This window comes from Gluconobacter sp. OJB, assembly GCF_039638275.1.
Lineage (GTDB): Bacteria > Pseudomonadota > Alphaproteobacteria > Acetobacterales > Acetobacteraceae > Gluconobacter > Gluconobacter cerevisiae.
Window position 1 is genome coordinate 59,933 of the sequence record NZ_JBDIWH010000001.1, and the last position, 25,529, is coordinate 85,461.

General features: G+C 57.9%; 21 protein-coding genes and 1 tRNA gene. 15 read left to right on the forward strand and 7 right to left on the reverse strand.

Annotation, left to right across the window (positions count from 1 at the left end):
• Positions 1-3: 3 nt before the first annotated feature.
• The 4 genes from ABDK74_RS00265 to ABDK74_RS00280 all read right to left on the reverse strand — a co-directional run bounded on the left by ABDK74_RS00265 (position 4) and on the right by ABDK74_RS00280 (position 9,322).
• Positions 4-3,111 (reverse strand): site-specific DNA-methyltransferase, encoded by a 3,108-nt coding sequence (locus ABDK74_RS00265; RefSeq protein ID WP_346002254.1) that lies wholly within the window; start codon positions 3,109-3,111, stop codon positions 4-6.
• Entirely contained in the window at positions 3,111-6,110 is a 3,000-nt protein-coding gene (locus ABDK74_RS00270) for a BPTD_3080 family restriction endonuclease (RefSeq protein ID WP_346002255.1), read from the reverse strand. Before ABDK74_RS00270 ends, ABDK74_RS00265 begins: the two co-directional genes overlap by 1 nt.
• A gap of 450 nt (positions 6,111-6,560) precedes the next feature.
• Positions 6,561-8,462 carry a DUF262 domain-containing protein gene (locus tag ABDK74_RS00275; protein WP_346002256.1) on the reverse strand — a complete coding sequence of 634 codons (1,902 nt, stop codon included), beginning with the start codon at positions 8,460-8,462 and terminating at the stop codon, positions 6,561-6,563.
• A gap of 458 nt (positions 8,463-8,920) precedes the next feature.
• Complete coding sequence (locus tag ABDK74_RS00280) at positions 8,921-9,322, reverse strand: helix-turn-helix domain-containing protein (protein ID WP_346002257.1); 402 nt, start codon at positions 9,320-9,322, stop codon at positions 8,921-8,923.
• 100 nt (positions 9,323-9,422) lie between these two features.
• On the opposite strand from ABDK74_RS00280, the gene ABDK74_RS00285 reads away from it, so the two are divergent.
• The 3 genes from ABDK74_RS00285 to ABDK74_RS00295 all read left to right on the forward strand — a co-directional run bounded on the left by ABDK74_RS00285 (position 9,423) and on the right by ABDK74_RS00295 (position 12,061).
• Positions 9,423-10,442, forward strand: coding sequence for a zinc-binding alcohol dehydrogenase family protein (locus ABDK74_RS00285; protein WP_346002258.1), 1,020 nt, complete (start codon positions 9,423-9,425; stop codon positions 10,440-10,442).
• 52 nt (positions 10,443-10,494) lie between these two features.
• Positions 10,495-10,929, forward strand: coding sequence for a cupin domain-containing protein (locus ABDK74_RS00290; protein WP_346002259.1), 435 nt, complete (start codon positions 10,495-10,497; stop codon positions 10,927-10,929).
• Between the two features lie 157 nt (positions 10,930-11,086).
• Positions 11,087-12,061, forward strand: coding sequence for an L-dopachrome tautomerase-related protein (locus tag ABDK74_RS00295; RefSeq protein ID WP_346002260.1), 975 nt, complete (start codon positions 11,087-11,089; stop codon positions 12,059-12,061).
• 312 nt (positions 12,062-12,373) lie between these two features.
• Here ABDK74_RS00295 and ABDK74_RS00300 read toward each other — a convergent pair whose 3' ends face one another.
• The 3 genes from ABDK74_RS00300 to ABDK74_RS00310 form a co-directional block, all read right to left on the reverse strand.
• Entirely contained in the window at positions 12,374-12,820 is a 447-nt protein-coding gene (locus ABDK74_RS00300) for a hypothetical protein (protein ID WP_346002261.1), read from the reverse strand.
• A gap of 63 nt (positions 12,821-12,883) precedes the next feature.
• Positions 12,884-13,126, reverse strand: a complete 243-nt coding sequence (locus tag ABDK74_RS00305) for an AlpA family transcriptional regulator (protein ID WP_035729032.1) — start codon at positions 13,124-13,126, stop codon at positions 12,884-12,886.
• Positions 13,127-13,555: 429 nt separating this feature from the next.
• Positions 13,556-13,645: transfer RNA gene (locus ABDK74_RS00310), tRNA-Ser, on the reverse strand.
• A 218-nt stretch (positions 13,646-13,863) separates the two neighbouring features.
• Here ABDK74_RS00310 and ABDK74_RS00315 point away from each other — a divergent pair.
• The 12 genes from ABDK74_RS00315 to ABDK74_RS00370 all read left to right on the forward strand — a co-directional run bounded on the left by ABDK74_RS00315 (position 13,864) and on the right by ABDK74_RS00370 (position 25,504).
• Positions 13,864-14,391: a Spy/CpxP family protein refolding chaperone gene (locus ABDK74_RS00315; protein WP_346002262.1), complete on the forward strand. Its 528-nt coding sequence runs from the start codon at positions 13,864-13,866 to the stop codon at positions 14,389-14,391.
• Between the two features lie 130 nt (positions 14,392-14,521).
• Positions 14,522-15,949: a signal recognition particle protein gene (gene ffh, locus ABDK74_RS00320; protein WP_346002263.1), complete on the forward strand. Its 1,428-nt coding sequence runs from the start codon at positions 14,522-14,524 to the stop codon at positions 15,947-15,949.
• Positions 15,950-15,991: 42 nt separating this feature from the next.
• On the forward strand, positions 15,992-16,336 hold the full coding sequence (rpsP, locus tag ABDK74_RS00325; RefSeq protein WP_062029531.1) for a 30S ribosomal protein S16: 345 nt from the start codon (positions 15,992-15,994) through the stop codon (positions 16,334-16,336).
• Between the two features lie 28 nt (positions 16,337-16,364).
• Entirely contained in the window at positions 16,365-16,907 is a 543-nt protein-coding gene (gene rimM, locus ABDK74_RS00330) for a ribosome maturation factor RimM (protein ID WP_346002264.1), read from the forward strand.
• Complete coding sequence (gene trmD / locus ABDK74_RS00335; protein ID WP_062109737.1) at positions 16,904-17,608, forward strand: tRNA (guanosine(37)-N1)-methyltransferase TrmD; 705 nt, start codon at positions 16,904-16,906, stop codon at positions 17,606-17,608. Before rimM ends, trmD begins: the two co-directional genes overlap by 4 nt.
• 24 nt (positions 17,609-17,632) lie before the next feature.
• On the forward strand, positions 17,633-18,025 hold the full coding sequence (gene rplS, locus ABDK74_RS00340; RefSeq protein WP_041110658.1) for a 50S ribosomal protein L19: 393 nt from the start codon (positions 17,633-17,635) through the stop codon (positions 18,023-18,025).
• Between the two features lie 21 nt (positions 18,026-18,046).
• The gene (gene leuC, locus ABDK74_RS00345; RefSeq protein WP_346002265.1) at positions 18,047-19,474 is read left to right on the forward strand and encodes a 3-isopropylmalate dehydratase large subunit; all 1,428 of its coding nucleotides are present in this window, start codon (positions 18,047-18,049) and stop codon (positions 19,472-19,474) included.
• Positions 19,474-20,100 carry a 3-isopropylmalate dehydratase small subunit gene (gene leuD, locus ABDK74_RS00350; RefSeq protein ID WP_346002266.1) on the forward strand — a complete coding sequence of 209 codons (627 nt, stop codon included), beginning with the start codon at positions 19,474-19,476 and terminating at the stop codon, positions 20,098-20,100. Before leuC ends, leuD begins: the two co-directional genes overlap by 1 nt.
• Positions 20,097-21,206 carry a 3-isopropylmalate dehydrogenase gene (leuB, locus tag ABDK74_RS00355; RefSeq protein ID WP_346002267.1) on the forward strand — a complete coding sequence of 370 codons (1,110 nt, stop codon included), beginning with the start codon at positions 20,097-20,099 and terminating at the stop codon, positions 21,204-21,206. The genes leuD and leuB overlap by 4 nt, the downstream gene beginning before the upstream one ends.
• Before the next feature lie 144 nt (positions 21,207-21,350).
• Positions 21,351-22,553: a pyridoxal phosphate-dependent aminotransferase gene (locus tag ABDK74_RS00360; RefSeq protein ID WP_346002268.1), complete on the forward strand. Its 1,203-nt coding sequence runs from the start codon at positions 21,351-21,353 to the stop codon at positions 22,551-22,553.
• Positions 22,550-23,761: a pyridoxal phosphate-dependent aminotransferase gene (locus ABDK74_RS00365; protein WP_346002269.1), complete on the forward strand. Its 1,212-nt coding sequence runs from the start codon at positions 22,550-22,552 to the stop codon at positions 23,759-23,761. The genes ABDK74_RS00360 and ABDK74_RS00365 overlap by 4 nt, the downstream gene beginning before the upstream one ends.
• 54 nt (positions 23,762-23,815) lie before the next feature.
• Complete coding sequence (locus tag ABDK74_RS00370; RefSeq protein WP_346002270.1) at positions 23,816-25,504, forward strand: M3 family oligoendopeptidase; 1,689 nt, start codon at positions 23,816-23,818, stop codon at positions 25,502-25,504.
• Positions 25,505-25,529: the final 25 nt, after the last annotated feature.

Here is a 25,529-nt window from a genome sequence, read left to right on the forward strand (position 1 = left end):
TTTTTACACCCCGAAGACCTTCATCACTTCGTCGCCGAAGTGATTGATGACCTTCACCGCAATGCGACGGCTTTCAGGGCGCTCGAACGGCCGTGAAGTGTCGGAGTAGAGCGTCGCCCAGGCGTCCTCGTCGATCTCGGCCTGAAGCGCGGTTTTCAGGCTCTCGTAAGGATCGTCGGCGCCGAGGAAATAGGCATGGCGGACGAAGAAGCTCTCTTCGTTGTAGTCGGTGTCGATGAACCAGGCGGCGATGCCCGCCGTGTCGTTCGAGCGTATGTCGCCGGTGTTGGGATCGAACACATCGACGCCATTTACCTTCACGCGGATCTCCGGGCCACCGTCGTCGAGGATTTCGACGTCGGGTTCGCCGAACACCACAAACATGTTGCCGCGCCCGGTGTTCTTCAACTCGTCCGACATGTGCATGTCGGGATTGATCCGGGCTTTGAGGATTTTAAGGCTGCCGAGACTTCCCAGTTCCGATGAATGGGCGTCAAAATTAAAGGCGCAGGCGATGAGCACATCGAAACGATTGTCCACTGCCTCGCGGGCGGCGGCCACGAGATCCTGCCGGCCGACCGTACCGTATTCCGGGCCGATCAGGATCGCGGCCCGGCGTTCGGGACCGTTCTCACCTTCGACGAAGGTGCCGCTCGCGCCGATGAAATTGCCAGGCCAGGGCGCCAGGTTCTCGAAGGTGATGCGGTCGCCCTTGTCCTGCTGCTTGACGCCCTCGGCCTTGAGGTAGTCGATGACGATGGCCGAGAAATTCTGTCCCGCCAGATCGGCGTCGGCGGGGGAGCGCCGGCCCTCGGCGGCGTCGGTGTCGTCGATCAGTTCTTCCTCGCTGGCCGGCAGGACGCGGTGCGGCGACAGGCTTTCGACCGTGAACGGCCCGGCGACGCGGACGCGTGCAGGATCGGAATAGGGCTTGTCGTAGAGATATTCGACCTCGGCGCGGGCGGCGATAGAGGCGTCGATCTCTTTCTGGCGCGCAATGCGCGCCTCCCACCATTGATTGTGAAGGCGGATGGCCTCGTCATTTACCCAAGGGTCGATGGGGCGATCAGGCAGCGTCTGGAATGTGTAATTCCGGCCGAATTTTGCATTCAGCTTTGCCAGCAGGTTGTTGGACTTTTTGCCTATATCGTCCTTGGCAATCGCCGCGCGTAGTTTGGCGTGCATCTTTGCGGCTTCGCCATCCCACGGGTCGCCGGCCTCTCGCGAAATCTCCCATTCTTCCCAAGGCTGGTCCCGGCCGAGCGTCCGGTTCAGGTCGTGGCGTAGCGGCTCAAGCACCGCCTGCCATTTTTCCCAGATGTCGTCAATCAATGAGTTGTTGGCGATGTCTCTCAGGGTGATGTGAGGTGCACGCTCATACACGAAACCTTGGCGGATATCGTTGTGCGTGGCTATTTCCGGTGGCGGGCGCATGGTTAGTTCGCCCTGTTTCAGTTGTCCCTCTCGACTGTCGGCAAGGATATACCAAGGGTAGCGGGCAGCCATAAGTCGTGTACGGGCGAGCGCCAGTGCGACGCGGCTGGTGTCAATTGTGATCCAGCGCCGTCCCCACTGCTCCGCGACGTAGGCTGTGGTCCCTGAACCGCAGGTGGGATCAAGCACAAGATCACCTGGGTCGGTGGCCATTAGGACGCACCGCTCAATGACCTTGCTCCCGGTCTGAACAACATACAACCGAGGATCGGCGAAGCCTGAAACACCTGTATCAGGCCAGACATCCGTGATTGGAAAAACAGGAAAGTCCGCTAGCTTTCTGACGTATCGCGGTGTGCTACCGAGCAACAATACCCGGTTAGCTGCTTTTAGGCGCCCCATACCTTCTTCGGTGGTTTTCCACCGCTGATTTGCCTGTTTGAGGCGGAATGTTTTGCCAAAGAGATCAAGCGGATAATTTGTTGTCGAGGCAAATCCAGTCGATGTGATGTTGTCGTGAGAGATCAGACTGAATCCTGGTGGGACTTCTTCGTTCCCACTGAGGCTTCGCCTGCTCTGATCTTCATCGTTCTCGATCCAATTAAATTGCGTGGCGCCTTCCTGACCGGCCTCTTTGGTATTGAAAATACGCCTGAATTTTGTCTTCCTGCGGTCAAAACCATAGTAAATAATATAATCTTTCGATGATGCTAAATAGTCTGACGCAAGACCAGCCGTTTTTTTGAAATCTATCTGCGCGATAAAATTGTCTGTTCCAAATACCTCGTCCATGACCGCCCGCAACCGATGGACGTTCTCATCGCTAATCTGCACGAAGATCGAACCGCTCTCGGTCAGTAGATCGCGCATCGCGGTCAGTCGATCGCGAAGATAGGTCAGGTAGGAGTGGATGCCGTTCTTCCAGGTATCGCGGAACGCCTTCACCTGCTCAGGCTCACGACTAATGTCGGTTTGCTTCCCATCTCGCACGTCGCGCGACTGGGTTGATACCTGCCAGTTCGAGTTGAACTTGATGCCATAGGGTGGATCGAAATAGATGCACTGCACCTTGCCCTTCAGGCTCTCGCGTTCGGACAGGCTCGCCATCACCTGCAGGCTGTCGCCCAGGATCATGCGGTTCGACCAGTGCTGGTCGTGCTGGTAGAACTCCGCCCGCTGCTCGGGTGTAATGCCGTTGAAATCGGCGAACAGGTCGGCCATTTCGGCCTGCGCGTCTAGCTTTTCGGCCGTGCGGCGCTTTAAGTCGTCGATGATCGCCTTGGGGTGAATCTTTTCCTGAATGTAGAGCGGCGGCACGTTGACGACGAGATCGGTCCAGTCCTGCCGATCCTTTCCGCGCCAGACGAGTTGCGCGTCGGAGAGGGTGAGCGTGCCAGTTTCCGCCAGTTCCTTCATCTGCACGTCAGTGATGGTGATCTTCGCACCGTTCCAGATCAGTTCGGGTTGGCGCGGCTCTTCGGGAGTTCGCGTCTCGCCTTCTGCCAGGGGCCGGCCGCGCGGATAGTGCTTTGGCGGCATGGGCGCGGCGTCTTCCTCGCGCCGGAAGAAGCTCTCCATCTCCGCTGTCGGAATGTTCCGCCGGGTGGCTTCGTTGTGCTTGAGGGCATCGATCTGTTTGGAGGACTTGCCGCTGGAGGATCGGGGAGAGCGGGCCATCAGACGGTAACTTTCTTGAGAAGTTGATCGACCAGCGTGGCGAAGTCCTCTTCCATCACGGCCCAATCGCGAAATTCGGCGAAAGCCCAGCGGCCGAAACCGCCGAGCGCGTTGACACCTGGAACCCAGAGATCGCGCGTTGTCTGGGCCTTGGCCTTGTCGGCTTCGTCCTTGATGCCCTTCACTTCTAGCACCAGGTTGAGCGCTTCATCGCCACCATCGTCGAGCCGGACGAGGAAATCGGGCAGATAGCGCCGGGTGACGCCACTATCGAGATACGGAATCTCGAAGCCCAGCGCCTGGTTCTTGGCATAGGCCAGTACGCGCGGATGGGTTTCCAGTGTCAGCGCGAGCTGCTCCTCCCAACTGGAGTCCAGCACGACATGGCTAACATGGCTCCTAGGTGGCTGCGCGCCGGTCTTCCAGCAGGGTTTGGAGGTGATGAAGTTGACGTGGCGTGTCGAGCCCTTGGGATTATAGGGATCGAGCACGGCTAGGATGTGCCCTTCGCTCGCGCGCGTGCAGGCGATGTCGATCTTCTCCGCCGCACGGGCGAGCTGATCCTGATAGAGGATCGCGCCGACCGGGACGCCTTTGGTGACGAGATAACCATCGTCGAGCCAGCGACGCGCGAGACGCTGAATTTGCGGGAAGAGGTGCTGCTTCGGGAAGCCATCCTCGTCGCGGAAGCTAGTGTAGAGCAGGTGCTTGGCGAGGTTGAAACTGATCTCCGAAGGCCGCAGCCGCTCCAGCACCTGAGGCGTGATCGTCACGCCGGCGCCGACGATTCCTTCCATGACGACCGAAGTGGGACCAATGTCGGCCGGCGTGATCTCCAACTTACTCTCGTCGGTGAAGACGGCTTCGAGCTTTTCGGACGGCAGATCGCGGCGATAGCCACTGACGCGCGGGAAGACGATCTCCAGCGCCTCGCGTTCCTTTATCGCGTGAACACGCGTGACCGGCTTTGGTTTGGTCGGCTTGGCGACTTGCGGCGAGGAAGCAAAGTCGAACGGAATTCCCATGATGTCGGCGTATTCGACATCGAACAGGCCGGTCTCAGGATTCAGATCATAGGATTGGCGACGCAGGCCGCGCCCAACCACCTGCTCGCACAGAAGCTGGGTGCCAAAGGCACGGACGCCGAGGATGTGCGTCACGGTGTTGGTGTCCCAGCCCTCGGTGAGCATAGACACGGAGACGACACAACGGATCTGTTCGCCAAGACGACCGGGGCGACCGACAGTGTTCATCACCTCGCGCAGCAAGGCGCTCTCGCTGACCTCGCCCTGTGCAGCCCCGGCGCCTTCGCGGGTCGCCAGCTCGCGCTTGAACTGCTCAATCTCCGGACCTGCGGCTTCCCGGAAGCCTTTGTCGAGTGCTTCGCCAGCTTCGAGCTGGCGGGAATCGATCAATAGGGTCCGCGGATGGGCAAGGCGGCCCCCCTGTTCGTCGTAATTGCGAAACAGCTCCAGGTGGCCGATATGAAAGGCCGCGCGCTCTCCTTCCTCGGCGTCGCCGCGCTCAAAGCCTGCGATCCATTCGAACACCAGCTTAGAAATTGCTGTGTTCTGGCAAACCACGATGAAGACGGGCGGCACGCCGATCCCAGCGCGCTGCCAGCGCTTATACTCGCCCTCATAGTGGCTGTAGAGAGCGTTTAGCGCGGTCTTCAGCGTATTGGGCAGCTCGAAGGGGCTGAGCTTGGCTGCCCCGGCGGCGGTCTTTGGCAAGGCCTTGCCGATGTGCTTCCACAGGTCGCGATAGACGACAGTGTCAGTCTGCACGAGATTGTCGCTCACCGGTACGCGGGGTAGCTTGACGATGCCGCTCTCGATGGCATCCATTAGACTGAAATCGGACACAACCCAAGGGAAGAGCGTACCTTCCTGATAGCCTGAGCCGCGCAGGAAGAAGGGCGTAGCGGAGAGATCGTAGACCGCACGTACCCCCTTCGATAGCTTGCGGTCCAGCGCTTCGATGCCGTTAATCCAGAGACGCGCGGCTTCCTCGTTTTTAGCCGCTTCTTTCTTGTCGTCGCCGGTCAGTGTGCCCTCTGCGTCGTCGCCTACCTTATGACGGTAGCAGTGGTGAGCCTCGTCGTTGATGACGTTGACGCGATTGTAGTGCAGGAGCTTTCCGCACGCGCGATCCAGCATCTCGACATCGGTTTCGGTCGTCTTGAGTGGCTCGGGATCGTTACCTTGAAGGAAGCTGCGCGCCACCTTGGGCAGGGAAAGCGTCTCGCGGTGTTGAAAGGCATGATAGTTGGTGATCACGATCTCCGCGCGCCGGATGTCGGGGAGCATCTCCGGCGGCACGATCTCGCGTGTCTCGTAGTAGTTGTCCGGTTCGCTCGGCTGGAGCACACGAAGCCGGTCCTTAATCGTGATGCCGGGGGCAACGATCAGGAAGGCGCGGGAGAAATCCTTCGATTCCTTGCGGGCGGCGTTCACCGCCTGCCAAGCGATAAGCATCGCCATGACAGTCGTCTTGCCGCTGCCTGTCGCCATCTTCATGGCTAGGCGGAAGAGTTCCGGGTTAGCCTCCTTGTTGGCGTTGCCGATCTGATCCAAAAGGCCTTTGGTAGCCGCGCGCTTGGATGCAACTTCGGTCAACCAGATGATCGTCTCGACGGCTTCGATCTGGCAGAAAAAGGGACGCGGGCCGACGAAGTCGTGATGGCGCCAGTATTCCAAGAGACGCTGGGAGACAGCGGTTACCCCCCAGTCGGAGGGATTGCGCAGGCTCCGCCACCGCTCAATATAGCCGCGGATTTCGTTGATCAGCGCATTCTCGGTGTAGGTCTCCAGGTCGAGGGAGGCCTGGGTGGCCGACGCCTTCTTCCGTGATGCCGGAACGGGGACGATGAAGCGCGACGGGCGACGCCCTTGCTGCGGCTCTCCCTCAATTGGCTGTCCATTCTGATCGAGCGGGTGGTGCAATTTAGGAGCGCGATAGGGCGAGTTCAGAATTGGTCGATCATAGAAACTATTCAATGTTTTTGCCTTAAACTTATGGCTGGTATCTCGCGCCCGAAGTGTTCCAATTGTCTATCATCGTTACGTCAGGTGGCCAAAACGTAGCCCAGTTAAAGTCACCTGAATCATATCGGACTGTCCGCTATTGGAAAAGTGCATACCTCGGCTGAACGACCGACTTAAGGCGTAAGCGGACCTGCTGATTACGCCTCCAGTCAGACATCAAAGTGGTAATGGCGATTGCTAGAAAGCCGACATTGCCGGACGAGCCGCGATAGACCACGTTTGGAACAAAGCCGTCTTTCTCCGCCCGCCACTTGAATGACGTTTTCGGCGAAATCCGCCATGAATTATGCCGATCAGGCTCACCCGGAAAGTTCGGAAATTCGGGGTTCTCCGAAGGTGCTCGGCATAGTCTTATCATCGGCATAATTCGCGGATGTATTGCTCGGCCAACTCCACACCCTTTCAGATCACATCTAGAGCCGGCCAGATCTTGACGGCGAGCGACGCCAGGTGCTCGCCACGCTCGTTGATCTGGTCCTCCGCCCATTCTTCGCGGCCGACGAACCACTTATTCAAGAACAGCCCTGTGTGCTCGGCGAACTTCGCGCGCTTCTCAGCAAAGCTGCGATTGCCGGCGGAGATGTTTAGGCCGCTGGTGATCAGCGTGAGGTTGCCGAGAGAGTTGGCCGCAGCCTTCCGGGCGATCGCTTCTGGAGAATCACTGCAGCGCGAAAAATATTCACCTCCTGGGAAAGGCCAATCATCAGTCCACGTCTGTGGCAGAACGTGCTCGACCCAGAGCCCGGTCGGGCGCTCGGGCTTTTCTGCGAGGTTCGATCGAGACGCCTTCTCCAATTCCCAGAGAATGTCGACGAGTCTCGACTGAGGCGAGATCGAATAGGCATTCTTGGACAATATTCCGGACTGGAGCTCGCGATCACCGGGGAACCGGATGCTTGCGCCATCGCGCCCCTCAAAAAAGCTCCTGAAAGTCTCAAGTGTGGCTCCCTTTTCATGGAAGCGCGCCGCAAGACCCTGAAAGACGTTATTGAGATTCTTCGTCGTCAGATCGCAGAGCGCCCGCCTCACGATATACGAATAAAGTAGACGGGTGACGGCTGCTCGGGTTTGCTGAGTCACCCCATCGGCGCCCAACTGCATGGCGACAGGATAGACCGTTGTCGTTTGCCAGGCGGCCATTTTCCGTCCGAACCAGACGAGATCGGGATCGTCCGACCTACGCCCCTCGAGCGTCTCGTAGAGCGGAGCGTAGTGCTCCAGTAGCCTTAGCTCGTCTTCGACGTCGTCGAAGCGTGGCCGCCCCTTGGGCACCGCGAATGTGCGGTATTCCGCATATAGCTCACGCATCGAGATCTTGCCGCCCGTTTCCGCTGCAAGCGTGTGGGCGAGGAAATGGTCGATCCGTGGCCTAGTTGGTCTGGCGTTGGGGGCCGGTTCACGCCACCATGAATCGTCAAGCGGATCCCACAGCTTTCGGTATAGTTCCTCGACTTGGGCACCTTGCTTTTCAGCGCGGTGGAAGATGTTGTTGCGGACCAGATCCATAGCCAGCAGCGGCTCGCCCTTCGAGTTCAGCGTCTCGAAGATCACCTGGGCATCGTCGTTTTCGCCCAGACTTATGACGACCAGCTTCAGGCGGTCCAGAACGGCGTGGAGCAAGGCCTCGAGGCGGACTGACGCGAGCTCGACATCATCCTGCTCGTCCTCGACCTGTGCTTCGGCATTCTCATCCTCTTCGGGCGGGGCAGCGTCGCTAGGGCCATTCAGCAGAAATTCCTCGATCCATTTTATGAAGAGAAAATAGGCTCGAAATGCGGGAAACTGGGTGTTCTTAGGGACGGTCGCGCCCCAGAACAACATTCGATACTTCGAGACAACGGCCCCGTAGTTCAGGTCCATCAGGTCGTGGAACAGTTCCCGATCCGAAGGGGTCGGGGTCAACTTAAAGCGGGTGAGTGGATCAGTGTCCTTGCTCTTCCGGTTATTGAAGAGATAGCCGTTGATGTGGTCGATGAAATCGGCGAAGTCGTGGCGACGGGCGACTTCCCGGAGAGCTACAAGGAATAGCTGAAATGTCGTCAGCCGCTGCTGCCCATCGACCACCTGCACCACTGGCGTTTTGCTGATCTGCGACCCGATGTCGACCGGCGCGATGATGAGGGCGCCCATATAGTGCTCGAAACGGCTCTCATTGACGAGAACCTCGGCCGCCTTGGCCTGTACGTCCTCCCAAAACGGCAGGAGGCGATGCTCCGCCCACTGATACTTCCGCTGATACAGAGGGACGATGAACCGACGGTCTTCCTTGAAGACGGCTTCCACCTTGTGATCTTCGGCATCCATTTGATTTCATTTCCCCGCGAAAACTTTCTTGGGGTATGCTCTAAATCCGCCCTGAACACGAGTGCAAGCAATTGAGGGGGCCGTGGTCTACATCTTGTTCAGTGACGACAACCGGGCGCGCCTGAATGCCCCACAGCTTGTTGAATACTATTCCGAACTGGGAAGCTGGCTTGTTTGCCGTGCAAGAGAACCATTCCACCGTCGCGATTAGTCATTGAAGCATATGCATACCTCATATAAGGCCGCCGTTCATGATGAGCGCGGGCTCTTGAGGCGTTCGAAAACATGCTATCGGCAGATCTTCGCGTAAGCCGACATTCGTAAGCATGGCGCAAAATGTCGTAAGTTGGTCCGTAGCTGTTATGAAAGTGCACGGCGCTTTCGATTTCTCAGCACCGATAGCCGACTATCGTCTTCCCCCCCCCAATTCCGCCATTAGCCAGATGAATGCTGGGTAATCATTCAATCCCATTTGCGGCAGGCGAGAGTATGCCATCCTGACCTTTGCAGATCTCGCGACCATGCCTGAACTCTGTGTGCTCATCGCCCCAGGCTTTGAGAGCCATGATGACGGGCTCGAGGGTCCGCCCGCGCGGGGTGAGACTGTATTCCACCTTTGGCGGAACTTCGGGATAAACCGTCCGTAACACAAACCCATCACGCTCCAGCTCGCGAAGCTGGGTCGTCAGCATTCTCTGCGTGATATTGGGCAGGCGCTTGCGGATGGCGTTGAAGCGTAATGTTCCCTGAAGCAGATGATAGAGGATCACGCCTTTCCATTTCCCGTCGATGAGCTGAAGCGTTGCCTCAACAGCGCAGCCGGGGCTGCAATCGAGCGACTGATGGCGGATGCGGGTCATAACGGTATCATTTCCGACACTATGGGCGTTAAAAGTGCGTTCTTGTCTGAAAACAGCATAGTGCTCACTCTTCTCCTCATTCAACAGAGGAGCAGACATCATGCGGGCCATCGGTTATCAGACGCCGCTTCCCATCGAAAATCCGGCGTCTCTTCAGGATATTGAACTGCCGAAACCTGTCCCTTCGGGCCGGGATCTTCTGGTGGAGATCAGGGCCGTGTCGGTCAATCCGGTTGATACCAAAGTCCGTCGCAGCGCGACACCGGAGGCGGGTCAGTGGCGTGTCCTGGGCTGGGATGCGGCGGGAGTTGTCGTCGGCACCGGACCGGACGTGACGGATTTCTCTGTCGGCGACGAGGTCTTTTATGCGGGGGCGATCAATCGTCCGGGGACCAATGCCGAGTTTCATCTGGTTGATGAGCGGATTGTCGGTCGCAAACCCCGCTCCCTGAACTGGGCTGAAGCCGCGGCCTTACCGCTGACAGCAATCACCGCCTGGGAGATGCTTTTCGATCGCCTGGACATTCGTCGGCCTGTCCCGGGAACGACGCCGTCCATTCTGATCATCGGGGGCGCAGGTGGAGTCAGTTCCATGGCAATCCAGCTGGCCAAGGTTCTGACTGATATCACGGTCATTGCCACGGCTTCGCGCCCCGAAACGCAGGACTGGGTCACATCTCTCGGGGCAGATTACGTGATCGATCACAGCAAGCCTCTGGCCGCACAGGTTGCTGCCCTTCCGACAGGTGCTCCCGGTTTTGTTTTTTCAACGACGCAGACAGACCGGCATCTGACAGAGATCGTCGAACTTCTTGCCCCTCAGGGACATTTCGGCCTGATTGATGATCCTGATGAACTCAATGATGTACCCCTCAAGCGCAAAAGCCTGTCCCTGCATTGGGAGCTGATGTTCACCCGCTCACTGTTCGGAACGGCAGATATCAGCGCACAAGGGAAACTCCTGAACGACGTGTCGCGCCTTATAGACGAAGGTCGTCTCCGTACGACACTCGGTAAAAATCTCGGGCATATCACCGCCGCCAATCTGCGAGAGGCTCACGCTCTGATCGAGAGTGGTCAGGCCAAAGGCAAAATTGTTCTCGAGGGTTTCCCCGCCTGAACGGAGAGAACCGTGACGAAAACAGTCAAAGCGCTTGAGAGGAGCAGACCTCATGAATGACGAAGAACATCTGATGACCCTGAACCGGACGGGAGGTCGCTTCGATCTCAATAAAATTGCGGCGGCATTCCCCGAAACGGCGGACACGATGCTGCTGGACACCTATCTGACCGACAAGCCGGAAGCCAGTATCCGGGTCTTCCGGATCTATCGGGATGTGCCGCCGCATTACCATACCCAGTGCGATGAAGTGCTTCATGTCCTGTCCGGGAGAGGCACGTTCTGGATAGATGATCCGGCTGACGAAGCCCCGTTTGCACCCGGCCATCTTCTGGTGTTCCCCCGTCAGGCTGTGCATGCCGTGCCCCGCATTCTGGGCCATCCAGTCGTTTTTCTGGCTATCGACACGCCGCGACGGGCACCAGACGACGTAGTGTTTGTCGATCCTGCCGACGGTACGCCGTCCGGTTTTATTGCCGGGATCTGACGACATGGGTCTCATGGAACAGAATCGGTGGCAGGCTTTCCTAAAAAGAGGCCTTCGCAGGATCGCTATTGCCCTTTTCACGGGATTCGTTGGGGTATGTGCGCATCCTGTTTCTTCCCCTGCCCAGACCATCAGGATTGAGGCAACCACTACGGCCATGGACTGGAACGCCGTAGCGCTGGCTGGCGGTCATGTGTTTGTCTCAGGCCCTCGCTGGAGCGGGTTTTCCGGACCGGCCGTGGGTCTTCTGACGAAAAGCAAAGAGATAGAGCCGTTTCCGGATGCTGACTGGAATGGCTGGAAACCCGGACGGGATGCAACGCATCAGTTTGTCAGCGTCAACGCCCTCCATATCGCTCCTGACGGCAAGCTCTGGGTTGTTGATACGGGAACTCCGTCTTTTGGAGGTGCTCCCATACCTGAAGGAGCCAAACTGGTCCGCATTGATCCGGCAACGGGTCATGTGCTGCGGATCTATCCTTTGGACCCGGATATCGCGCAGGCGGGGAGCTATATCGACGATATCCGTTTCAACGGGAGGCATGCTTATCTGACGGATGCGGGCAAGGCCGCCCTGATCGTTCTTGATGTCGAAACAGGTCATGCACGTCGTGTTCTGGACAACGATGTTTCCACACGCGCGCGGACAGATCGACCGATTGTCATGGATGGACACGTCGTGGAGAACGGTCCGCATCAGCCGCTTCTGGTGAACGTCGATCCGCTAGAAGTGAGTCCGGATGGGAAATGGCTGTATTTCGGGCCGCTTGAAGGGCCGTGGTCTCAAGTTCCGACAGCACTGCTCGATGACCCTAAAGTGTCGTCAGCCGATCTGTCTGCGGCTGTGAAGCCCTGGGCAGATTTACCTCCGATCGGAGGCAGCGCCATGGATGCTGCAGGAAACCTTTACTTTACTAACCTGAAGGATAGCGGCGTCTATCGTAGAGATATTTCTGGAAAGATCACGAGACTGATTTCGGATCCACGTCTGCACTGGGCGGATGCACCTTGCCTTGCTCCTGACGGTCGTCTCTGGCTGCCCGTCGCGCAACTGGATCGTCTTCCGATGTTCCATCAGGGACATTCCCGCAGTCACCAGCCATTTTTGCTGACATCTATCGATCTTCGATGACCATCAAACGCCATGATAATCGCCTGCGGGATGTTTTCTCTCGTGCAAAGGTACTCGCGAAGTCGCTGTGCTTTGGCGGACGTGTTCACCTGTAATGCCATCGAAGTTTGCCGGGATCTTTTGTCGGAAAATCAGGGGGAGCAATCCATCGGCGTGTCTGGGCGGTACGATGCCGTCGCCATCCAAGATATGTCAAAGCACGGGCAAGAATAAGCTGCTCGTCAGATCGTATCGGCCTTTTATAAAACAGGACTTGCTCCGCGATAACGTTCAGCGGCAGCCCTCCAGGCGGAGACTGATCATGGACCTGGATCATCCTGCCAGAAGCCAGCTGCGGCGGAGATCTTCAATCGTCAGTTTATCTGACCAATGCGAAGCACGGGCAAACAAAAGCTCCATGATTTCATCTATCGTTGGCTGTGCAATCGTAGATTTGTCTTTCAGGAAAAGAAATGTATTGAGGATTTCAAAGAGCTTAGTGTCTGAAAAATTACCGTTTATCATTTTGAATAGAGACCACCCTTCAGAAATCTCCGAAGGAGATGCCCAGAATAAGTTATGTAAGTCATTTACGGTAGTTGGTGGCGAAAATAAACTATCGGGATCATCTACTTTGTAGCAATTGGTCTTGTAATAGGGATCAATCTCTCGAGTAACATCACACAGGATCCAGAAAACAATATCCTGATAGACGCATTTCATCTCCAGGGAGTCCCAAGGGCTGTCCCAAGCAAAGTCAATCTCAGCGACGTCAAACATAGCGCTAGCTTTCATCATGGAAAGGAAAGATCCGCAGGTATCCTGCGTTGATGAAATCAGCAGCTACGACCAGACGTTGCTCAGTGTGGTCTGCATGGCGGAAGAAGCGCTGCCGTCACGACGGACGAGCCTTTCGACATCGCGCAGTCGAAACAGAGTTCGCCTTGGACCGATTTTCAATCGTTCGAGCTCGCCCGCTGCGACATATCTGTCGATTGTCGAGAGGGACACGCGTAGTCGCTCGGAAGCTTCCCGACGCGTTATAAAGATGTCGTCAGAGCGACGAAGGGGGAAAACAGAACTCATGACACGCCTATCCAAACAGCCCCTCATGGGACTAACGATGATGCTCGGTTTTGTTTGGTTTTATGGGCGTTCAAGAGTTCAACAGAGTTTCTGTTTAACTCCGTGGAAGATGGTTCGCTGGTCTTACAAAATCTTTGGTACTGTGAGCATCAACTCATTCCAGAACGTTAGCCGAACACGGACGACGATTTCAAGATATTTCTAAGCGAAGTTTCGCGGATCGCCACTTCAGTTGCGTCCTCGGATTATCTGGATGTCCCTGAGAAACACAAGACTTCAGTCAGCAGGTCGCATTGATAAATTTACAGGACGACGCATATCGCGTCCGGGCGCTGCACGATGACGCATTTTTTAAGATGGGACCCAAGGTGGGATGGATTTTGATAAATCAGATATCTCTCTGAAAAACTTGGGTATTTTTGATTTATCTGGCGGAGAGGGTGGGATTCGAACCCACGGTACGCTTCCACGCACGGCGGTTTTCAAGACCGCTGCCTTAAACCACTCGGCCACCTCTCCATCCGGCAGGCTTCATTTCTGAAGGAGTCTGTTCGGATCTGGATGCTTCATGCGACGGGAAAAATTTTCCGTCAAGTCGGCGTATTACATATACCCTATGCCCTTACTTTTTGAAACGGAGGAGGGGGAACTCAGCAACATTGAAGCGTGCCATCTAGAACGTCATGGAGGCGCCCCGTGCGTTTCCGGCTGCCATAACCTCCAAGGATATGACGTCCATGACGATCCTTCGCCCTACTGCTTTACTTCCCGCCATGGTGGCTCTGGGCCTGATGGGAACTCCTCTTCTGGCCTCGGCACAAGCGCATCATGTGTCCGGCTGGGTTCAGCCGTATCTGGGAGGCCCGCGTGGTGCTCCCGGCCATATGATGCCTCCTGTTCTTCCTGGCGTTACGCTGACGGCGGATCAAAAAACAAAGCTTAAGGCCATTTTTGAGAAGGCTCATCAGGACGAGCGCGCGCTTCGTCTCGAAGGGCGGGCTATCGAGGAGAAAATCCACGATGCTCTCAGTTCTGTCGGGAATCTGGATCGTGCAACACTCACGGATCTGAATGGACAGGAGAATGAGCTCAAGGCCAAAGTCTCCGCGCTCCATCTCGAAACCATGGAACAGCTTCATGATCTGCTGACGCCCGCACAGCGCCAGCAGGGTAAGGAGACCATGACCAAGCTTAAGGCGCTTCATGAACAGATGAAGGCTCTGATGGGGCACCCGCCAGAAGGTGAACCGGACGATATGCCCTGAAAAACTGAGGCTTCTGCGTCTATCGCTTGACGCTTCTGCTGCAAGGGAATAGACAGGCCCTGTTTCCGGACACGCCACCTCGCGAAGACTCGCGCAGTGGCGTGTTTCTGTTTGCTTTTAAGGTGACCCGTTGTTCGATCAACTCTCAGGCAAGATGTCCGGTGTCCTCGAAGGGCTTTCCAAGAACGGGAAGCTCTCGGAGGCTGATGTCACCGAGGCCATGCGTGAAGTGCGTCTCGCCATGCTGGAGGCGGACGTTGCTCTGCCTGTGGTGCGGGATTTCGTCAACAAGGTTCGCGAACGGTCTGTCGGGCAGGAAGTGCTGGAAAGCGTTTCCCCCGGTCAGGCTGTCGCCAAGATCGTCAACGATGCCCTGATCGATGCGCTGGGCGGAGCAGGGGCTGTACCTCTAAACCTGTCCGCCAATCCGCCGGTTCCAGTGCTGATGGTGGGGCTGCAGGGCTCTGGCAAGACCACAACGTCGGGCAAGATCGCTCTGCGTCTGTCCGGTCGTGAGAACAAGAAAGTCCTTCTGGCCAGTCTCGACGTCCAGCGTCCGGCAGCGCAGCTCCAGCTTCAGCAGTTGGCCGAGCGCGTCAACGCCAAGACGGGTTGTGTTCAGGCTCTGCCGATCATTGCCGGGCAGTCGCCTGTCCAGATCGCAAAGCGTGCTCTCGAGACTGGTCGTCTCGAAGGGTATGACGTCGTTATTCTCGATACGGCAGGCCGTCTGTCCATCGACGAAGCGCTGATGGATGAAGTGCGGGAAATCCGCACGCTCACCAAGCCTGCAGAGACGCTGCTGGTCGTTGACGCGATGACCGGTCAGGACGCCGTCAACACCGCAAAGGCCTTCAACGAAGCCGTCGGCATTACCGGCGTCGTCATGAGCCGGATGGACGGCGATGCGCGCGGTGGTGCGGCCCTGTCCATGAAGGCCATTACGGGCGCGCCGATCAAGCTGACCGGTTCGGGTGAGAACCTCGAAGCGCTTGAAGAATTCCATCCCGAGCGTGTCGCGGGCCGTATTCTCGGTCTGGGTGACGTTGCCGGGCTGGTGGAACGTGCTGCCGAAACCCTCGATCACGAGGAAGGTGAGCGCGTTGCCAAGAAGATGCTCGCGGGCAAGTTCGATCTGGATGACTATGTGTCCCAGATCAACCAGATCAACCGCATGGGCTCGATTTCCGGCATTCTCGGCATGATGCCGGGGATGGGAAAGATCAAGGATATGCTGGGTGACAAGGAGCTCGATACGTCGATCTTCAAACGTCACAAGGCCATCATTTCCTCGATGACGAAGCAGGAGCGCAAGACGCCGGAGATCATCAAGGCGTCCCGCAAGAAGCGTATTGCGGCAGGCTCGGGAACCACGGTTCCGGAGATCAACCGTCTGCTCAAACAGTTCAACGACATGTCCACCATGATGAAACGCATCAGCAAGATGGGCCTTGGTGGCCTGATGCGCGGCATGGGTGGTGCAGGAGGTCTGGCGGATCTGATGAAGGGCATGGGTGGCCCCGGGGGTAAACCTGGTGGACGCCCGCCTTTCGTCTGATCTGTCCCGTTTTTTACAAGTTCTGTCTCTCAGGAGTATTTCATGAGCCTCAAGATCCGCCTTGCACGTGCAGGTGCCAAGAAGCGTCCCTATTACCACATCGTTGTCGCTGACAGCCGCAGCCCGCGCGATGGCCGTTTCATCGAGAAGGTCGGTTCCTACAACCCGATGCTGCCGGCCGATCACGCTGATCGTATCCGTCTGGTTGACGAGCGCATCAAGCACTGGCTGTCCAACGGCGCTCTCGCCACGGACCGTGTTGCCCGTTTCCTCGGCAATGCAGGCCTGGCTCCGAAGCCGACCTACAACGAACAGCCCAAGCAGTCCGCTCCAAAGGCGAAGGCTCAGGAACGCGCCAAGGCTGCCGCTGCCGCTGCTGCGGCCTGATTGATCCGTTTTTCAGGAAGCCCGAGACGTGCCCCGCTTCAACCCTGACAGCGATGTCCTGATTGCCACTGTCGGTCGCCCGCACGGTGTTCGCGGTCTGGTGCATCTTCATGCTGCCACAGATGATCCGGCTTCGGTCGAGACGCTGGGCGTGTTGCATGACGGGCAGGGCATGGCATGGACGGCACGCTGGGTCTCGGCAGGCGTGGCTGCACTGACGGATGCCGACGGTCAGGATCTTCCTGACCGTACGGCCGCCGAACGTCTGGTCAATGCCAAGCTGTATGTTCCGCGGACCGTTCTTCCGGAAACCGGAGACGACGAATTCTATCATGCCGATCTGATCGGTATGACGGCTGTCTCGGCAGACGGAGATGTTCTTGGGACGGTATTGGTCGTTCACGATTACGGCGCAGGCGTCAGTCTCGAAGTGGATCGTGGTCTGATCGTGCCGTTCACGCTGGCCTGTGTGCCTCGTGTGGATCTCGCGAAACGGGAAGTGACCCTTGTCCCTCCTGTTGAAGTCGAGGTCGAGGGGGATCTCTCCGGCGAGGTCCAGGTGCGGGCATGAGCTGGCGCGCGGACATCCTGACCCTTTTTCCCGACATGTTTCCGGGGCCGCTGGGGTTCTCCCTTGCGGGTCGGGCGCTGGAGCGGGGGATCTGGTCCTGTGAGGCGCATGATCTGCGCCAGCATGGGCTGGGACGTCACCGGGCCGTGGACGACACGCCTTTTGGTGGCGGAGCCGGCATGGTGATGCGGGCGGACGTTCTGGATACGGCTCTCTCGGCGCTTCCCGCGCTGGATGGTCGTCCGGTCGTCTACCCGACACCACGGGGCAAGCGCATGTCGCATGAAGATGCGGAGCGCCTGTCCTCTGGACCGGGGGTCGTGGTTCTTTGTGGTCGCTTCGAAGGCGTGGACGAGCGCGTTCTGGAAAAGCACGATATCGAACAGCTCTGCATGGGCGATGTCGTACTGTCGGGCGGGGAAATTCCTGCCCTGACTCTTCTGGATGCGTGCGTACGGCTCCTTCCCGGCGTCATGGGGTCGGACGTCAGCGGTCAGGACGAGAGCTTCGCTGAGGGGCTTCTTGAATATCCACAATACACCAAGCCGGCAGTGTGGGACGGGCGGGACGTGCCCGACATTCTTCTCTCCGGCAACCATGGTGCCATCGCCCGCTGGCGCCATGAACAGTCAATCGCCGTCACGAAGGCGCGCCGCCCGGACCTCTGGGATGCGTATCTGGCACGACAGCAGGTCCATTGAAGTTTTGTTTTCAGGAGTTTGGTCATGAACATTATCCAGCAGTATGAGGCGCGCGAAATCGAGCGTCTTTCCGGCGTCCGCGCTGTTCCCGAGTTCATTGCAGGTGACACGGTTCGCGTTGGCGTCCGCGTTGTCGAAGGCACGCGTGAGCGTGTTCAGAGCTTCGAAGGCGTTGTCATCGCCCGTTCCAACAAGGGTCTGAACAGCAACTTCACGGTTCGCAAGATCTCGAACGGTGAAGGCGTGGAGCGCGTGTTCCCGCTGTACGCACCGTCGATCGCCAGCATCGAAGTTGTGCGTCGTGGTAAAGTCCGTCGCGCGAAGCTGTATTACCTGCGTGGCCGTTCGGGCAAGTCCGCCCGTATTGCCGAGCGTCCCCGCGATCTGCCGAAGGCTGACAGCAAGGCCGCTTCCTAAACCGTCCGGAGTAGAGACAGGATGCCCGTTACCAATTCGTCCAGAACCCTTTTTGACAAGATCTGGGACGACCATGTCGTCGAACGCCTCGAAGACGGGACGTGCATCCTCTACATCGACCGGCACCTCGTCCATGAGGTGACAAGCCCGCAGGCTTTTGAAGGTCTGCGGCTGTCCGGGCGCCGCGTGCGTCGTCCGGATGCTACGGTGGCCGTGGTGGACCATAACGTCCCCACGTCCGACCGTTCCAAGCCAATCGAGGAGCCGCAGAGCCGTCTCCAGATCGAAACGCTTGAGAAGAATGTTGCCGAATTCGGCATCCCCTATTTCCCGCTGCGTTCCGCCTCTCAGGGGATCGTGCACGTCGTCGGGCCGGAGCAGGGCATTTCCCTGCCGGGCATGACGATCGTCTGCGGTGATAGTCATACCTCCACGCATGGCGCCCTTGGTTCTCTGGCGTTCGGGATCGGGACGTCCGAAGTCGAGCATGTACTCGCGACGCAGACGATCCTGCAGAAACCCGCGAAGAACATGCGCGTCTCCGTTGAAGGCAAGGTCGGTCCGGGCGTAACGGCCAAGGACATTATGCTGGCCATTATCGGGCGCATTGGCACCGCTGGTGGCACTGGCCATGTCATTGAATTTGCAGGATCTGCAATCCGTGATCTGGACATGGCAGGGCGTATGACGCTGTGCAACATGTCCATCGAAGCTGGTGCACGTGCAGGGCTGGTGGCGCCTGACGAGACAACCTTCGCTTATGTAAAGGGACGTCCGTTCGCGCCGAAGGATGAAGCGTTCGAGCAGGCTTGTGAGTACTGGCGCAGTCTGGCGTCTGACGAAGGTGCCTATTTCGATACCGAAGTCACGCTCGCCGCTGAGGAAATCATCCCCTCCGTGACGTGGGGTACCAGCCCGCAGGACGTGCTGCCGATCGATGGTTCCGTGCCATCCCCGTCGGATGTTGCCGATCCGGCCCGTGCCGCCCAGATCCAGCGTGCTCTGGATTATATGGGGCTTGAAGCCGGGCAGAAGATCGCCGGAACGCCGGTGGATGTCGTGTTCATCGGCTCCTGCACGAACAGTCGTCTGGAAGATTTGCGCGCTGCGGCGGATGTGGTGCGCGGACGACATGTTGCCGAGGGGGTTCGGGCAATGATTGTTCCTGGCTCCGGTCTGGTGAAGCAGGCCGCTGAAGCCGAAGGGCTGGACAAAATTTTCCTTGATGCCGGTTTTGAGTGGCGTGAGGCTGGTTGCTCGATGTGTCTGGGCATGAATCCGGACCGTCTGACGCCGGGTCAACGTTGCGCTTCAACGTCCAATCGTAATTTCGAGGGGCGTCAGGGACCTGAGGGCCGGACGCATCTTTGCTCGCCTGCCATGGCGGCCGCCGCAGCGGTCACGGGACGCCTGTGCGATGTGCGTGAACTGGTGAAGGAGACCGTCTGATGGACAAGTTCACGGAACTGACCGCCATTGCGGCGCCCATGCCGACCGAGAATATTGATACGGACCAGATCATTCCGGCCCGCTTTCTCAAAACCATCCAGCGGACTGGTCTGGGAAAAAGTGCCTTCGCGGCCCAGCGCTATGACGCCGATGGTAACGAAAAGCCGGATTTCGTGCTCAATCAGGAGCCATACCGGCACGCCGAAATCCTGATTACTTACGACAATCTGGGATGTGGCTCCTCGCGTGAACATGCCCCTTGGGCGCTGCTGGATTTCGGAATCCGCTGTGTGATCGCACCCAGCTTTGCCGACATCTTTTTCAATAACTGCTTCAAGAACGGTATCCTGCCGATCCCGCTGCCGCGCGAGATCTGCGACGAACTGATGGACGATGCGCGTCAGGGTTCGAATTCACGTCTGACGGTGGATCTGGAGCGTCAGGTCATCGTACGCCCGAATGGCGAAACCATCGCTTTCGAAGTCGATCCGTTCCGTCGTCACATGTTGCTCGAAGGGCTGGACGATATCGGACAAACCATGGCCCATGATGCCGAAATCAGCAGCTTCGAACATCGCCCGGCTCGCGCATGGGTGCCGTCAACTACCATAGGGACTGTGAAATGAGCGACGCACACAAGCTTCTGGTTCTGGCCGGAGACGGGATCGGGCCGGAAGTCATGCGCGAAGTCGCGCGGATCGTACACTGGATGAGTGCGCATCGCGGACTGAAGCTTGAAATCACGGAAGAACTCGTTGGCGCAGCGTCGCTTGCGGTGCACGGCGTGCCGATCCGCGATGAGGTTGTTGAACTGGCCCGCCAGTCTGATGCGGTTTTGTTTGGCTCGGTGGGTGATCCGGCCTGGAGCCATGTCGGGTTCGACAAGCGTCCGGAAGTGGCGATCCTCAAGCTCCGCAAGGAACTCGAATTGTTCGCCAATCTGCGTCCGGCCAAGCTGTTCGATGCGCTGATTGATGCTTCTGCGCTGAAGCAGGAAGTGGTGCGCGGACTTGACCTGATGATCGTTCGCGAGACGGTCGGCGGCATCTATTTCGGTGAGCCGCGTGGGATCGAAACGCTGCCAGATGGTTCACGTCGCGGCATCAATACGGAAGTTTACACGACATCAGAAATCGAGCGCGTGGCTCGTGTGGCGTTCGATCTGGCCCGTAAACGCGACAACCGCGTCTGTTCGGTCGAGAAGTGTAATGTCATGGAAAGCGGCCTTCTGTGGAAGGAGGTCGTAACCGACATTCACAAACGCGAGTATTCCGACGTCCAGCTTTCGCACATGCTGGCTGATAACTGCGCGATGCAACTCGTGCGTGACCCGAACCAGTTCGATGTCATCGTGACGGGCAATCTGTTCGGAGACATCCTGTCCGATCTGGCATCGATGCTGACGGGCTCGCTCGGCATGCTGCCGTCTGCAACGCTTGGCCCGGTTCGTGCCGATGGCAAGCGCAATGCGCTGTATGAGCCGATCCATGGCAGTGCGCCGGATATTGCTGGCAAGGGTATTGCCAATCCGCTAGCTCAGATCCTGTCTTTTGCAATGTTGCTGCGGTACTCGCTCAATCGTGGCGAGGATGCGGATCTGATTGAAACGGCTGTGTCGAACGTGCTGGCTACGGGGCTGCGGACCGGGGATATCATGTCCCCCGGCATGGCTCGGGTTGGAACGGAAATGATGGGCCAAGCGGTTCTTCGTGAGATGGAAAAGCTGGCCTGACCTTGGTATAGGGTTTGTCCGACAAAGATCAGGCGTCTTCCTCAGGGAAGGCGCCTTTTTTGTTGATTGGAGCACGGCTACCTGTGGTCAAAACTGATGGAACGTGCCTAGAATCGCTCCATCAAAATGATCCGGAAGCCTGTCATGTCCTTTATTGCCGACCGTCTGAACCGTATTCTCCCCAGTCAGACGATTGCCGTGACCCAGAAAGCCCGTGCCCTGAAGGCAGAGGGCCGCGATATCATCAGCCTTTCTGCGGGTGAGCCGGACTTTGATACTCCCGACTTCATCAAGCGTGCGGCAATCCGGGCGATTGAGGCCGGTAAGACAAAATATACGGACGTTCCGGGCACGCTCGAACTGCGCAAGGCCGTCGCGGCCCGTCTAAACGCTGATTTCGATCTGGACTATAAGGCAGAGGAAATCTGCGTTTCCACGGGTGGCAAGCAGGTTATTTACAATGTCATGGTCTCGACCCTGAATGTAGGCGATGAGGTCATCATTCCAGCCCCCGCCTGGGTGTCTTATCCCGACATCGTAACGCTGGCCGATGGAACACCTGTCATTATCCAGACGGCCCCCGAAAATGGTTTTCGCCTGACGGCAGAACAGCTTCGTGCAGCCATCACCCCTCGCACGAAATGGCTTTGCCTCAACTCGCCATGCAATCCAACAGGGGCAGCGTATGACGAGGTAGCCCTGAAGGAATTGACGGATGTCCTGCTGGACTATCCGGATATCTGGATCCTGACGGACGATATGTACGCCAAGCTCCTGTATGATGGGGCAGTCGCCAAGACCGTTGTGCAGGTCGAGCCGCGTCTGCGCTCCCGGACCGTGACGATGAATGGTGTGTCCAAGGCCTATGCCATGACAGGCTGGCGGATCGGATTTGCCGCAGCGCCGGTGGAGTTCACGAAACAGCTCATCAAGCTGCAGGGACAGAGCACGAGCAATCCCTGTTCCATCGCGCAGGCAGCAGCGCAGGAAGCCGTATCCGGCCCGCAGGATTTCATTTCGGAAATGGTGGCGGTCTATCAGGAGCGGCGCAATCTGGTGATCGACATGCTCAATGATGCACCCGGTCTGGCTTGCGCTCTCCCTGAAGGGGCGTTCTATGCCTTTCCGTCCATTGCTGGCGTTCTGGGAAAGACCAGCAAGGGCGATCGCCTGATCGAGAGTGACGAGGCTTTCGTAACGGCTCTTCTGGAAGAAACCGGCGTGGCGGCCGTGCATGGAACGGCGTTCCTGACCCCGGGATATTTTCGGATTTCCTATGCCACCAGCACGGATCTGCTGGTCGAAGCCTGCACACGGATCCAGAAGTTCTGTCAGCGTCTTTCATGAGTTTTACCATCGCATCACGCCTTGCGGACCTGCCGCGTCCTGCAACGATCGCCATGGCGGCCCGCGCTCGTGAACTGAGGGCGCAGGGCGCGGATGTCATTTCACTCGCCTTGGGGCAGCCCGATTTTCCGTCTCCTCCAGAGGCGATTAAAGCTGCTTATGCAGCCGCGAAAGCCGGGGATACGGGCTATCCGCCGATCCCCGGACAGAAACCGCTGATCGATGCCATCATCCGCAAGTTCAGGCGTGATAACGAACTGGACGTTGCGCCTAATCGGATCATGGTCGCGAATGGCGGCAAGCAGATCATTTTCAATGCGCTGATGGCCTCACTGGAAGTTGGCGACGAGGTCATCATTCCTGCGCCGTACTGGGTGAGTTATCCGCTGATTACTCGGATGCTGGGCGGGATTCCGGTCGAAATTCGATGCCGGGAAGAGAACGGCTTTCGTCCTGATCCTGAGGCCATCCGCGAAGCCATTACGCCGCGTACGAAATGGTTGGTTCTGAATTTTCCGAACAACCCAACCGGTGCCATTCTGGAACGGCGGGACCTTGAAGCCATCGCGGATGTGCTGCGTCAGGCGCCGCATGTTCTCGTGATGAGCGACGAGATCTATGAGCATCTGACGTTCGACGGCCGCAAACACCTCTCCTTACTGAACGTTGCACCTGATCTTGCGGATCGGATTCTGATCGTGAACGGGATGGCGAAAGCCTACGCCATGACGGGATGGCGCGTCGGGTTTGCCTGTGGTCCTGTGCCGCTAATTCAGGCCATGGTTGCCGTTCAGGGCAATTCCACGTCGGGCGTTTGCACGCTGGCACAGGCCGGATCGGTGGCCGCTCTTGATGGAGATTCCGACGGAATTGCACACATGCTGGCGACGTATGAGCGCCGTCGGGCGCTGGTCGTCAACGCCTTGCAGAAGGTACCCGGACTGACCTGCGTCATGCCGGAAGGGGCGTTTTATGCCTATCCGGGTGTCGCGGTCCTGATCGGTCGCACATCCGGGCAGGGGCGTCTTCTAGAGACGGATGTGGCGTTTGCGGAAGCACTGCTCGAAGAGTCGCATGTCGCGACCGTGCCGGGTTCGGCCTTTGGATACAGTCCGTATCTTCGTCTGTCCTTTGCGGCGTCTGATGAGCAGTTGGCAGAAGCCTGTCGCCGTATTGCGCAGTTCGTGAGCGCTATCCGGCCTGTCTAACGGGAGCAGAGGCAGGGCATGGACGCAGAAGCGGGGGAATGTCAGAATTGGATCATGACGAAGACGATCCCTCCCTTTTCCGAACTGTCTTTCCCCCGGCCTGACGAGAACTCGCTCAAGGCGCGCTACGATGCCATCGCATCGCTGCTTGATGCCGGAGACCGCGTCGAGGCCTTGGAGGCTTTTGATGCCGTCCGTCGCGAGTACGAGTCCTGGGCCTCGCATGTGCATCTTCAATTCTCGCGCAATACGCAGGATGAGGCCGCCAAGGCGGATCGGGATTATGCGGATCGGTTATCTCCGGTCGCGACTGATCATGAGGTGACGGTCAAGAAGCGCCTGTTGGCCGATCCTGACCGCGATGGTCTTGAAGCCATCGTAACACCTCATGTGGTACGGCTTTGGGAAGCTGATACGACCACGTTCGATCCGCGCATCAGTACGGATCTGGAAGAGGAAGCGCGTCTTTCAGGGGAATACACGGCGCTTCTGGCGGCCGCGAAAATTTCTTTCGATGGGAAGACCCTGAACCTGTCGGGATTGGTGCCTTATCTTCAGGGCATGGATCGGGATGTCCGTCATGCTGCCGAAAAGGCGCGCTGGGATTTTTTCGACCAGAACGGCGCTGAACTGGATGCCCTTTACGGCAAGCTGGTCGCTCTGCGGGACCGGATGGCGAAAACTCTTGGTTTCGAGAACTATCTCGAGCTCGGTTATCGCCGGATGCGTCGAACGGATTACGGCCCTGAGCAGGTCGCAGCCTTTCGCGAAAAGGTTCTGGCGTATGTCACGCCCTTGATCAGCGCGCTTATGGAGCGTCGTCGTCTGAAAATGGGCTGGGACAAGGCGATGGCGTGGGATGAAGCCCTGATCGACCTTCAAGGCAATCCAGAGCCTGCTGGTGATCATGACCTGCTGGTGGCGCGCGCGGAAACCATGTTCCGTGACCTCGACCCCTCGGGGGAGATGGCGGATTTTTACGTCCAGATGCGCGATCTTGGGTATCTCGATCTGAAAAACCGAGACGGCAAGGCGGGGGGCGGGTTTTGCACGTCTTTTCCAACGGTTGGAACGCCGTATATTTTCGCCAATTTCAATGGCACCCATAACGATATCGGCGTTTTCACCCATGAAATGGGCCATGCGTTCCAGAACTGGAAAAGCCGTGACCTGCCGTGGATCGATCAGCTTTGGCCGACCATGGAAGCCGCGGAAATTCATTCCATGGGCCTTGAGTTCCTGAGCTGGCCGCAGATTGGGGAACTGGTCGAGGACGGTGCGGCAGAACGCTATCGGCGGATGCATCTGATTGATGCGCTGTCGTTCTTTCCTTATGGCGTGTGTGTGGATCACTTCCAGCACGAGATCTATGCCCATCCTGACATGACGCCGGAAGAACGACACCAGACATGGCAGCGGCTTGAAAAACTCTACATGCCGTGGCGTGACTGGGGCGACTTGGCCTATCCGGCAAAGGGTGGCCGTTGGCAGGCCCAGCTCCATATTTACCGGCTGCCGTTCTATTATATCGACTATGCGCTGGCACAGTGCTGTGCGCTGCAACTCTGGCTGGGGTCGCGTCTGGATCGGGAAGGGACGCTGGAAATCTACCGCAGGCTCTGCGCCGAAGGTGGGTCGAAACCGTTCGCGCAACTCGTGTCCGAAGCGGGACTGACTTCTCCGTTTGAAGCAGATGTTCTGGCGGAAGTCGTCCATGAAGCCGAGCAGGTGCTCGCGCTCTGAGGATATAGTAAGGATCCGGGAAAAA

Excerpts from the sequence above, each read along its gene's own strand:
- ABDK74_RS00300 (WP_346002261.1), bottom strand. The coding sequence starts at position 12,820 with ATGTTTGACGTCGCTGAGATTGACTTTGCTTGGGACAGCCCTTGGGAC.
- ABDK74_RS00315 (WP_346002262.1), top strand. The coding sequence starts at position 13,864 with ATGACGATCCTTCGCCCTACTGCTTTACTTCCCGCCATGGTGGCTCTG.
- ABDK74_RS00290 (WP_346002259.1), top strand. The coding sequence starts at position 10,495 with ATGAATGACGAAGAACATCTGATGACCCTGAACCGGACGGGAGGTCGC.
- leuC (WP_346002265.1), top strand. The coding sequence starts at position 18,047 with ATGCCCGTTACCAATTCGTCCAGAACCCTTTTTGACAAGATCTGGGAC.
- ABDK74_RS00295 (WP_346002260.1), top strand. The coding sequence starts at position 11,087 with ATGGACTGGAACGCCGTAGCGCTGGCTGGCGGTCATGTGTTTGTCTCA.
- rpsP (WP_062029531.1), top strand. The coding sequence starts at position 15,992 with ATGAGCCTCAAGATCCGCCTTGCACGTGCAGGTGCCAAGAAGCGTCCC.
- ABDK74_RS00285 (WP_346002258.1), top strand. The coding sequence starts at position 9,423 with ATGCGGGCCATCGGTTATCAGACGCCGCTTCCCATCGAAAATCCGGCG.
- ABDK74_RS00280 (WP_346002257.1), bottom strand. The coding sequence starts at position 9,322 with ATGACCCGCATCCGCCATCAGTCGCTCGATTGCAGCCCCGGCTGCGCT.
- ABDK74_RS00275 (WP_346002256.1), bottom strand. The coding sequence starts at position 8,462 with ATGGATGCCGAAGATCACAAGGTGGAAGCCGTCTTCAAGGAAGACCGT.
- rplS (WP_041110658.1), top strand. The coding sequence starts at position 17,633 with ATGAACATTATCCAGCAGTATGAGGCGCGCGAAATCGAGCGTCTTTCC.
- ABDK74_RS00305 (WP_035729032.1), bottom strand. The coding sequence starts at position 13,126 with ATGAGTTCTGTTTTCCCCCTTCGTCGCTCTGACGACATCTTTATAACG.
- ABDK74_RS00365 (WP_346002269.1), top strand. The coding sequence starts at position 22,550 with ATGAGTTTTACCATCGCATCACGCCTTGCGGACCTGCCGCGTCCTGCA.
- ABDK74_RS00265 (WP_346002254.1), bottom strand. The coding sequence starts at position 3,111 with ATGGCCCGCTCTCCCCGATCCTCCAGCGGCAAGTCCTCCAAACAGATC.
- ABDK74_RS00370 (WP_346002270.1), top strand. The coding sequence starts at position 23,816 with ATGACGAAGACGATCCCTCCCTTTTCCGAACTGTCTTTCCCCCGGCCT.
- leuB (WP_346002267.1), top strand. The coding sequence starts at position 20,097 with ATGAGCGACGCACACAAGCTTCTGGTTCTGGCCGGAGACGGGATCGGG.
- trmD (WP_062109737.1), top strand. The coding sequence starts at position 16,904 with ATGAGCTGGCGCGCGGACATCCTGACCCTTTTTCCCGACATGTTTCCG.
- ABDK74_RS00360 (WP_346002268.1), top strand. The coding sequence starts at position 21,351 with ATGTCCTTTATTGCCGACCGTCTGAACCGTATTCTCCCCAGTCAGACG.
- leuD (WP_346002266.1), top strand. The coding sequence starts at position 19,474 with ATGGACAAGTTCACGGAACTGACCGCCATTGCGGCGCCCATGCCGACC.